The organism is Bradyrhizobium sp. UFLA05-89 (assembly GCF_059803475.1).
Genome location: NZ_JBANBA010000191.1, coordinates 1 through 9,426 on the forward strand (window position 1 = coordinate 1; position 9,426 = coordinate 9,426).

General features: G+C 62.2%; 10 protein-coding genes. 4 read left to right on the forward strand and 6 right to left on the reverse strand.

Annotation, left to right across the window (positions count from 1 at the left end; translation table 11 throughout):
• Positions 1-530 precede the first annotated feature (530 nt).
• The 5 genes from SO139_RS44475 to SO139_RS44495 all read right to left on the reverse strand — a co-directional run bounded on the left by SO139_RS44475 (position 531) and on the right by SO139_RS44495 (position 6,094).
• On the reverse strand, positions 531-1,130 hold the full coding sequence (locus SO139_RS44475; RefSeq protein WP_498542017.1) for a DUF6647 family protein: 600 nt from the start codon (positions 1,128-1,130) through the stop codon (positions 531-533).
• Between the two features lie 603 nt (positions 1,131-1,733).
• On the reverse strand, positions 1,734-2,087 hold the full coding sequence (locus SO139_RS44480) for a hypothetical protein (RefSeq protein WP_449383102.1): 354 nt from the start codon (positions 2,085-2,087) through the stop codon (positions 1,734-1,736).
• A gap of 626 nt (positions 2,088-2,713) precedes the next feature.
• Positions 2,714-3,556: a transglutaminase family protein gene (locus SO139_RS44485; RefSeq protein WP_449383091.1), complete on the reverse strand. Its 843-nt coding sequence runs from the start codon at positions 3,554-3,556 to the stop codon at positions 2,714-2,716.
• A gap of 169 nt (positions 3,557-3,725) precedes the next feature.
• Positions 3,726-4,670 (reverse strand): alpha-E domain-containing protein, encoded by a 945-nt coding sequence (locus SO139_RS44490; RefSeq protein ID WP_449383090.1) that lies wholly within the window; start codon positions 4,668-4,670, stop codon positions 3,726-3,728.
• A 5-nt stretch (positions 4,671-4,675) separates the two neighbouring features.
• Positions 4,676-6,094, reverse strand: a complete 1,419-nt coding sequence (locus tag SO139_RS44495; RefSeq protein ID WP_449383089.1) for a circularly permuted type 2 ATP-grasp protein — start codon at positions 6,092-6,094, stop codon at positions 4,676-4,678.
• Between the two features lie 295 nt (positions 6,095-6,389).
• Between SO139_RS44495 and SO139_RS44500 the strand changes: the two genes are divergently transcribed.
• From SO139_RS44500 to SO139_RS44515, 4 genes are read left to right on the forward strand one after another with little or no spacing between them, the layout of a single operon-like run.
• The gene (locus SO139_RS44500) at positions 6,390-7,127 is read left to right on the forward strand and encodes a competence/damage-inducible protein A (RefSeq protein WP_449383088.1); all 738 of its coding nucleotides are present in this window, start codon (positions 6,390-6,392) and stop codon (positions 7,125-7,127) included.
• 31 nt (positions 7,128-7,158) lie between these two features.
• Positions 7,159-7,683 (forward strand): xanthine phosphoribosyltransferase, encoded by a 525-nt coding sequence (gpt, locus tag SO139_RS44505; RefSeq protein ID WP_449383087.1) that lies wholly within the window; start codon positions 7,159-7,161, stop codon positions 7,681-7,683.
• Between the two features lie 19 nt (positions 7,684-7,702).
• The gene (locus tag SO139_RS44510; protein WP_449383086.1) at positions 7,703-8,515 is read left to right on the forward strand and encodes a class II aldolase/adducin family protein; all 813 of its coding nucleotides are present in this window, start codon (positions 7,703-7,705) and stop codon (positions 8,513-8,515) included.
• Positions 8,515-9,132: a hypothetical protein gene (locus tag SO139_RS44515; protein ID WP_449383085.1), complete on the forward strand. Its 618-nt coding sequence runs from the start codon at positions 8,515-8,517 to the stop codon at positions 9,130-9,132. The genes SO139_RS44510 and SO139_RS44515 overlap by 1 nt, the downstream gene beginning before the upstream one ends.
• On the opposite strand, the gene SO139_RS44520 is transcribed toward SO139_RS44515, so the two are convergent.
• A complete protein-coding gene (locus tag SO139_RS44520; protein WP_449383084.1) occupies positions 9,129-9,356 on the reverse strand; it encodes a hypothetical protein in 228 nt (75 codons plus the stop codon). The two genes, SO139_RS44515 and SO139_RS44520, sit on opposite strands and share 4 nt — an antisense overlap.
• Positions 9,357-9,426: the final 70 nt, after the last annotated feature.

Sequence of the window (9,426 nt, forward strand, 5' to 3'; positions counted from 1 at the left end):
AAGAACGGCATCAGCCAGCGTTCAAGTTCGTCTTCCCATCCCGCCATGGTCAGCCCTCCAAGAGCCGACCACCCATGAATCATTGAAAAATTGATTCGGGAATCCTATAAAGCACGGCAAAACCGACAATCTGCCAAAGTAGTGTTAGGGCGTATGCTCATAAACTCGCGCAGCAGTCAGAGCGCGCATGAAGTCCGCTATGTCCCCATTAGCGGCGCAGCGAACTAATCAGACGTCCGAGTTGGGGCCACTCTCGGAAACGAGACGTGTTTCGTCGACGCATTGGGTAGATCCCTCACGGGATGAGCACAGCAGGCATGGGTCGCGTTGGCAGCGGGACAAAATGATATTGCTGCCCCCGCACCATCACCCAGAGCGCCAAAATAATTGCAAGGGCAGCCAAGCATCTGACCATCGCGGCAACTGTGTTCGTGTACGGACGAGACTTTGAATCGGCACCTATTTGGAAACGACGCCTTTCGACAGAGAGCCGCAGTCTGGCCCTTCAGACGATGCTGGGACGATCGTGGTCAGTACATACATGCAGAGGAAATCAGCACCGTGAACATGTCGACGTCGAATTCGCTCTCCAGGCTCGTTCCGAACCGCCGCAGCCATTTGTCTTGAGCCAGGTAGGCTAGCTTCTCTCGTGCCATCGGGCATTCAAACTTGAACTCGGCCATATTTTGAAGGTGATGGACCATCTCATGAACCAGGACCGACTGGTCCGCGGGTGATTTTCCAATCCAATCGTCCGGAAGGAAGATGGTTTTCGAATTGTTGTCATAAAGCGCGACAACCGTGCGCTGAGCCACTCGATCGATGCCCTCATCCTGCGTGAGACCCTGCCAATGCGCATGATCCGAAGCGCGCATGGTCGCAAGTTTTGCTTTCGAGGCGAATTCAATGGCCGGGTGATCCTTGATTGCCGGCAGATCGAAATTCGAGGAGAGCCAACTCGCAACCTCATCCAACAGCTCTTCCGCAGATCGAGCTGCATCGAGTCGGAGCTGAACCGAAGATGACCCGGCGGCGACGCTAGGCCCCAGATCATCACGACAATCGGCTTTGGGTGAGTCGAGTAGCGCTAAAGAACCAACGGCTACGACCAAAAAGAATTGTCTGAACATGAGAACCTCCAAAGAGGTTGCTTATTCGATCTTAAAACGGAGATGCTCAAGAAGTCCCGGCAATTATCGAAAACGTAGCATGTCATCTGCGGCGCTGTTGTGAACCCGCTCACAGTCCAGATATTGCACGCCGCGATAGAGGCCCGACTGTTGCAGCATCCACAAGGAGACGTGGCAGGTACGCCAGCTTCGTGCAAAGCGTAAGCGGTGGTCCGCCTTCATCGCGCCCGAATCACAGTCGTATGTAGTTCAAGTTTCGATCCTCGAAGCGAGGACAGCAATGGAGCCTGTAAAACCCCGCAAATGGGCCGACGACGAGACCAAGCTGCTCATCGAGCTCGCGCATCGGAAGGAAACTGTGCCGGCGATAGCGAGAGAGCTAGGACGTCACATCGCCTCCGTCAAACGACGAGCCCGCGAGTTGGGCTTGCTTCTACCGCAAAGCGAGGCCCATTCACGGTCACAAGCGGCGGTCAAGGGCAGCGCCAGGAGAGTCCGGTCCACCCGTGACAGCGGACATGCGTAACTTTTCGAGTTTCTTCGGCTCTGGGCCAGACGTACTCTACGCCTCATCCATTCCCTCCTGGCGTAAGAGCTGCCGATCTAGGTCATGCTCCCGGGCATAAAGCAGCGGATGAATATGTAGGGGTAGTCCTCGTCGTCTGAATCGCCCTCGAAATAGACAGGCCAGACCATGGCCCGCTCAGCCTTGTTAGGCTCGCTGATGACGGAATTGTCCGGCACCTCGACCCACACCATGATTTTGGAGTCGGGACTCTTTGGCACTCGCACGCGATAGTGACCGTTCTTCGTTTCCCAGTCGGCGTCTTCGACGACGTAGCCGTCGGCGGACGAGCAGCAGAGGCCGTTGCGGCTTTTCAGTTGGTCAAACCACGGCTTGAGTGGCGAGTTCGCATGACGCGCATCGAGGTCGCGCCCCATTGTCGGTAATGGCATCAGCCACAGCCCCAAGGGCGCGATAAAGCCGATCAGCGGTATCCAGCGCATCATCAGTCCGCGGCGCTCCTGCTACTCCGAGCGAATTTACCGCCTACGAATGTGAGTATGCTCCGGCTGCTGCGAGGTTCACACATCAACTCACGGCGCTGCAGGGAGGGCAAACGTGACATTCAACAAAATCCCGGCGCGCAACTGAGCGATCTCGCCGGCACCATGATGCCGCTGTGCCAATGGTCCAGCGCTTTGATGTGGATCAATGAACTTGGAAGTGACTAGTCACATCTTGCCAAGAGAGCCGCTACCGGGATGTGCCGAAATCTCGGTGGTCACTGGCGGCATTTATGCCTACTGCGGGGCATCGTACTAGCGACAGTTTCATTCAGACGTGGACAGCCTGTTCACGCAGGACGAGATCAAGCAGGTCCGACAGAACGCGGCCAAGTTGCGCTCCTCGTACAGCGCGCCGGGCAGCTAGATATCCGAACCGCTAGAGCATGATCCGGAAAAGTGTGAAGCGGTTTTCCCTCGCGACAAACGCGGAACGCGTTTGCACGGAGATCATGCTCAAACAACAACCTAAAGCGCGATGACGATTCGTCCCAATCTCATCGCGCTTTAGACAACTATCCCTGCCACTGCGATTGCGACTGCCCTGAACGTCCGGCCTGATCCACCCTCACCGCGACTGTCAGCGTCTCCGCGCCGCCGCCATAGCGGGTGCCGCGCACCGGCGCAGCGCCTAGATAGTCGAGCCCGATCGCGACGCGGACATGGGCCTCGGTGGAACAGATGCAGTTGGCGGGATCGAAGCCGACCCAGCCGAGATCCGGCACGAAGGCCTCGGCCCAGGCGTGGCCGGCGTCCTGGTGGACGGTACCGTCGGAGCGCAGGAAATGGCCGGAGACGAAGCGCGCCGGCACGCCGGCGGTGCGTGCGCAGGCGATGAAGATGTGCGCGTAGTCCTGGCAGACGCCGCGCTTGAGCGTGAACGCCTCGACCGCCGAGGTGCCGCTGTTGGTCGGGTCCTCGTCGAACGTCATGTGCTCGCTGACCTCCGACATCAGCGCGTGCAGGAAACCGAGCGTGTCGCTCTCGGCTTCGCTGCGCAATTGACGCGCAAAGCTCGCCATCGCCGGATTGACCGTGGTGAGCTCGGTCGAACGCAAAAAAAGCGCCGACGGAAAGCGCTCGTCTGCGCCGCGCAGCACGCCGCCGGTGTCGTGGGTCTCGATCAGGCCCTCGGCGCTGATCTTGATGTCGGCGACGGGACCACAGGACAGCACGTGGGTGACGTTGCCGAAGGCGTCCTCGTGCATGTCGAGCTTGGTGTCGGTGGAGACGTCGATCTGCCATTCCGCCACATATTGCCCGTCATGGCTGCCGGGCGTCATGCGCAGGATCTGGATCACGCTCGTTGCCGCCGGTTCGTAGCGATAGGTCGTGGTGTGCTGAATTCGCAGGCGCATGGTGGACCAGTGCAGTTAGTGATTAGGCCCGACTGCCTACCACGAAGAAGCTCGTCATGCCGGGCTTGACCCGGGCATCCACGCCCTTCCTCACTGAGCGAAAGAAAGAACGTGGATGGCCGGGACGCGCCCGGCCATGACGGTATCCCATTTCGTCAGCCGGGGGACATCAGATCAAATACTGCTTCGTGACGATTTCGCCCAGCCTGGAATTGTCCGCGATGAATTCCTGAATGAATTCATGCACACCTTGCTGGAAAATGTCGTTCATGTTGGAGTGTTCCAGTCGGTTGCGGATGCCTCGGGCGTGGCGCTGGGCCGGGCCCTGGCGGCCATAGGCGACGCCGATCTGGTCGAGATTGCGCACGAGATTGCCGTAGCAGCTCGCCAGTGACCGCGGCAGCGTGTCGTTGAGGATCAAGAGGTCCGCGATCAGCCAGGGTTTCAACGTCTCGCGATAGACCCAGTGATAGGCGGTGAGCGCCGACACCGAGCGGAGGATCGAGCTCCACTGGTAGAAGTCGAGCGGGCCGCCGACATGTTCCTCCTCCGGCAGCAGCACGTGGTACTTCACGTCGAGAATGCGCGCGGTGTTGTCGGCGCGTTCGAGATGAAGGCCGAGCCGCGAGAACCAGTAGGCGTCGTTGCGCAGCATGGTGCGGTAGGCCGAGCCGTCGAAGCGCAGCGAGGTCTCCTGCACGAAGCGCAGGAATTTTGCCAGGTCCTCGCGCGTCGAAGCGCCCTTGCTCCAGACTGCCTGGAGTTCGATCCAGGCCGAGTTGATGGTGTCCCACATCTCGCTGGTGAGCGCGGTGCGTACCGAGCGCGAGTTGAGCCGCGCCGCCTCGATGCAGTTCCTGATCGAGGACGGGTTGGTCGCCGAGAAAGAAAGATAGTCGACGACGTTGTGCTCGTTGGCTTCCTCATAGGTCTGATAGAAGCTCGCGGCGACGCCGGCGGTGAGCAGCGCCGAGTCCCATTCGTTGGTCTTGCCGACATAGGTGGCCGGCAGGGCGGTGACGCGCAGCGTCGCGTCGATGGTGCGCGCCAGATACTCGGCGCGCTCGACGTAACGGGCGAGCCAGTAGAGGTTTTCGGCGGTACGCGACAGCATTCTCTCTACTCGTCCAGTATCCAGGTGTCTTTGGTGCCGCCGCCCTGGCTCGAATTCACGACCAGGGAGCCCTCCTTCAGCGCCACGCGGGTGAGCCCGCCCGGCACGATTGTGGTGCGCTTGCTGCCCGTCAGCACGAAGGGCCGCAAGTCCACATGGCGCGGCGCGAGGCCGCTTGCGGTGCAGGTCGGGCAGGTCGACAGCGCCAGCGTCGGCTGCGCGATGAAACCTTCGGGCTCGCGCTTGAGCTTCTCGCGGAAGGCCTCGATGGTCGCTTTCGTCGCCGCGGGGCCGATCAGCATGCCGTAGCCGCCGGAGCCGTGCACTTCCTTGACGACGAGCTCGCTCAGATTGTCGAGCACATAGGCGAGGTCTTTCGGCTCGCGGCAGCGCCAGGTCGGCACGTTCTTCAGGATCGGCTCCTCGCCGAGGTAGAATTTCACGATGTCCGGCATGTAGGAGTAGATCGCCTTGTCGTCGGCGATCCCGGTGCCGACGGCGTTGGCGAGCGTGATGTTGCCGGCCGCATAGGCCGACATCAGCCCGGGCACGCCGAGCACGGAGTCGGGACGGAAGGTGAGGGGATCGAGGAAGTCGTCATCGACGCGGCGATAGATCACGTCGACCCGTTTCAACCCTTCCGTCGTGCGCATGAACACTTCGTTGTTCTTGACGATGAGATCTCTGCCCTCGACGAGCTCGATGCCGAGCTTGTCGGCGAGGAAGGAGTGCTCGTAATAGGCGGAGTTGTAGACGCCGGGCGTGAGCAGGGCGACCGTCGGCTCGGCAGAGGCGCTGAGCGGCGCGACGGAGCGCAAGGCCGCGAGCAACTCGTCCGGATAGCGCTCGACCGGCGCCACCTTGTGGCGGGCGAACAGGTCCGGAAACAGCCGCATCATGATCTCGCGGTTTTCCAGCATGTAGGACACGCCGGACGGCGTGCGCGCATTGTCCTCCAGCACGATGAAGTCGTTGGCGTCGACCCTGACGATGTCGATGCCGGCGATGTGCACGTAGACGTCGTGCGGCACCTGCTGGCCGTTCATCTCGGGCCGGAACACCGGGTTGTGGAAGATCAGGTCGGCGGGGACGACCTCGGCCCGCAGGATATCGCGGCCATGATAGATGTCGCGCAGAAACATGTTCAGCGCCCGCACGCGCTGCTTGAGGCCCTTCTCCAGGAGCGCCCATTCCTTGCCCGATATGATCCTGGGAATCACGTCGAAGGGAATCAGCCGCTCCGTGGACTCGGAATCCCCATACACCGCGAAGGTGATGCCGATCCGGCGGAACAACAGCTCCGCTTCCTGGCGTCGATATTCGAGCGCCTCGGGAGGCGTCTCCTTGAGCCAGCGTGCCAGCTCCTGATAGGCGGGGCGCAGGTCCCCGCCTGGAATGTTCATTTCGTCAAACGCGACTGCCATAGATCCCGACTGTTCTCCCCAGGCGTTGCGCCACTGGTCAGGTCGTATAGGTCTTGGCGAAGACCGCAACGTCCTGTGGCCATGCTTGCGAGAGTGCATGACTTACCCCGGTAGTAGCAAGGGCCGGGCCAGCGCGATAAGCATGGACTTCGAAGCATAGTCTTGGGGCATTTGACGGGGACGGCCGGAAAGGTGCCTGAAAAAATGGCTGAGGACTGCTTATTTCAGCAGCAAAACCGCGTGACTTCAACGCGTTACCTCGGCAAAGTCGGCGCCACAGGTGAGGGACAGGTTTATGAGCGAGATCGTCACGGCGGGCATTCTGGTCATTGGGGATGAGATTCTGTCCGGCCGGACCAAGGACAAGAATATCGGCTTCATCGCCGAATACCTGACCAATATCGGCATCGACCTGAAGGAAGTCCGGGTCGTCTCCGATGACGAGCCCGACATCATTGCGGCGTTGGATGCACTGCGGCATCGCTACACCTATGTCTTCACCACCGGCGGAATTGGGCCGACCCATGACGACATCACCGCCGACAGCGTGGCAAAGGCCTTCGGCGTCGGCATCGACCATCATCCCGAGGTGGTCGCACGCTTCCGCGAGCGCTGGAGCGAGCAGGACCTCAACGAGGCCCGCCTGCGCATGGCCCGCATCCCCAATGGCGCCGAGCTGATCCAGAGCGCCACCATTCTCGCCCCCGGCTTCAAGATCGGCAACGTCATCGTGATGGCGGGCGTGCCCTCGATCATGCAGGCGATGATGGATATCGTTTCGCCCAAGTTGAAATCGGGCGTCCGCATGCTCTCCGAATCGGTCCGTGCCAATGCGCGGGAGGGCGACATCGGCGGGCCCTTGCGGACGATCGCCGGCGACCATCCCGACACCATCATCGGCAGCTATCCCTTCATGGATGAGGAGCAGAAGCCGAACACCAATCTGGTGGTGCGCTCGCGCGATCCGGAAAAGCTGGCGGCAGCGATGGCGGCGGTGAAGGAAATGCTGGCAGGATTGAACGTCAGCCGCTAGCAGAAGACGCGTGAGCGGAATGGAGACGACGATGAGTGAGGCACCGGAACTGAGCGCGCAGGAGCGGGCGGGCAAGGCCTTCCCGGTTTCGTGGGACCAGTTCCACCGGGACTGCCGGGCGCTGACCTGGCGCCTTAACGAGGTCGGCCCGTTCCACGCGGTCATCGCGATCACCCGCGGCGGCCTGGTGCCGGCCGCGATCGTGGCGCGCGAGCTCGGGGTGCGCGTGATCGACACCGTCTGCATCGCCAGCTACGACCACACCAAGCAGGGCGACCTCCAGGTGCTCAAGGGCATTTCCGATGCGGCGATGAAGCTTGGCGGCGGCACCGGCAAGGGCCTTCTGATCGTCGACGACCTCGTCGATACCGGCAAGACCGGCAAGCTCGTCCGCGAGATGCTGCCGGATGCGCATTTCGCCACCGTCTACGCCAAGCCCATGGGCCGTCCGCTGGTCGACACTTTCATTACGGAAGTCTCGCAGGACACCTGGATCTTCTTCCCCTGGGACACCGCGCTGTCCTATCACCCGCCGCTCCGCGACGGCGCGGCGTAAGCCACGGGGGCTGATCACGATGGCCGGACGCGCGCGATTGGCATGGTTCGGCTTCGTCGTCGCGTTCGCGGTGACGCTGCTCGCAGCTCAGGCGCGGTGCCAGGATCGGCAGGCCCCGGCTCTCGACCCTGCCGTGATCGAGGACATCGTGGTCGGCAGCCGCGTTCTCGCCGAGCTTGGGGTGCTCGACGGCTTCGGCCATGTCAGCGCCCGTGATCCCAAGGATCCCAATCACTTCCTGATGTCGCGCTCGCTGGCGCCGGCGCTCGTCACCGCCGACGATATCATGGAGTTCGATCTCGACGGCAATGCCGTGGATGCCAAGGGGCGCAGCGTCTTCCTGGAGCGCTTCATTCACAGCGAGATCTACAAGGCCCGTCCCGACGTGATGGCGGTCGTGCACACGCACTCGCCCGGCGTGATCCCGTTCACGATCAGCCAGGTTGCGCTGCGGCCGGTCTTCCACAACGCGGCGTTCCTCGCCGCGGGGGCGCCGGTATGGGACATCCGCAAAGACTTCGGCGAGACCAATATGCTGGTCAGCAATGCGGCCATCGGCAAGGGACTGGCGCTCGCGCTCGCCGACAAGTCGGTGGTGCTGATGCGCGGCCATGGTGATGCCACCGTCGGCCCGTCCGTGAAAGTCGCGGTCTTCCGTGCCTACTACACCGACGTCAATGCGCGACTTCAGTCGCAGGCGATCGCGCTTGGCGGCGAGGTGAATTATCTGACGGCAGCGGAGGGCGCCAAGGCCGATGCGATCAATCTGCAGGTTCTCGACCGTGTCTGGAACCTGTGGAAAATGCGCGTCACCACGGCGCCACCAAAATAGTGCCGCTGCAAAACCGCGTCATGCCGACGGGCGAGATCATCGCCACCCCATATCGCGGCATGTTCACGGGCAACCGTGGCATCATCCATGATCCCGCGACGAAGACGCTGCTCAAAAAGCGCTGGTCGACGCCGGCCTGGCTGACCTGCACGTGCGAATTCCGCGGCCGTCGCCGGGAGGTGATGGCGACGCAGAGCTGGACCGAGCTGTTCTTCCTGGACGAGGCCACCGCGCTCGCTGCCGGACATCGTCCCTGTTTCTATTGCCGCCGCGACGATGCCAATCGCTTCCGGGCGGCATGGGAGAAAGGCAATCGCGTGCATGATGTCCGCATGCACGACATCGACACGGTGCTGCACCACGAGCGGCTCGATCACGGTCAGAAACGACTGCACGCGCTGCTGATGCCGCTCGACCAGCTTCCCGTCGGCGCGATGGTGAGCCAAGGCGGGGAGAGCTTTCTGGTGATGCAGGGCAGGGCGCTCCTGTGGTCGCCGGCGGGCTATACCGAGGTCGAGCGTCAGCCCAGCGAAGCAAAGCTGCTGACGCCGCCGTCGACGCTGCGCACACTGCACGCCGGCTATGAGCCCGTGCTGCATGCGACCGCATCACCCTAGCGCAGCGGCCGCCCCTGTTCATCCACCGTCATCCGCGCATCGCGCAAAGCCCATTCGCGGATCACTTGGCGGCATCGGGCGAGCTCCGCACCGACCGCCGCGTTCGCATCCTTCGCGGCGCGCTCCACCATCGCCCTGCAATTGACGAGCACGGAACGGTCCTCCGCGTGCGCGGGCAATGCAAGCGCTGCCAGCAACGCGACGCTGCACGCAAGCCGCATCATCCCAGCCTCTCGCGCGCGAGAGCAGCGCCGGCACCGAGCGCCATCAGCTTGGCTTCCGCGATCTCCCGCC

Coding starts and splice junctions, on each gene's coding strand:
- SO139_RS44475 (WP_498542017.1), bottom strand. CDS start 1,130: ATGTTCAGACAATTCTTTTTGGTCGTAGCCGTTGGTTCTTTAGCGCTA.
- SO139_RS44480 (WP_449383102.1), bottom strand. CDS start 2,087: ATGCCATTACCGACAATGGGGCGCGACCTCGATGCGCGTCATGCGAAC.
- SO139_RS44485 (WP_449383091.1), bottom strand. CDS start 3,556: ATGCGCCTGCGAATTCAGCACACCACGACCTATCGCTACGAACCGGCG.
- SO139_RS44490 (WP_449383090.1), bottom strand. CDS start 4,670: ATGCTGTCGCGTACCGCCGAAAACCTCTACTGGCTCGCCCGTTACGTC.
- SO139_RS44495 (WP_449383089.1), bottom strand. CDS start 6,094: ATGGCAGTCGCGTTTGACGAAATGAACATTCCAGGCGGGGACCTGCGC.
- SO139_RS44500 (WP_449383088.1), top strand. CDS start 6,390: ATGAGCGAGATCGTCACGGCGGGCATTCTGGTCATTGGGGATGAGATT.
- gpt (WP_449383087.1), top strand. CDS start 7,159: ATGAGTGAGGCACCGGAACTGAGCGCGCAGGAGCGGGCGGGCAAGGCC.
- SO139_RS44510 (WP_449383086.1), top strand. CDS start 7,703: ATGGCCGGACGCGCGCGATTGGCATGGTTCGGCTTCGTCGTCGCGTTC.
- SO139_RS44520 (WP_449383084.1), bottom strand. CDS start 9,356: ATGATGCGGCTTGCGTGCAGCGTCGCGTTGCTGGCAGCGCTTGCATTG.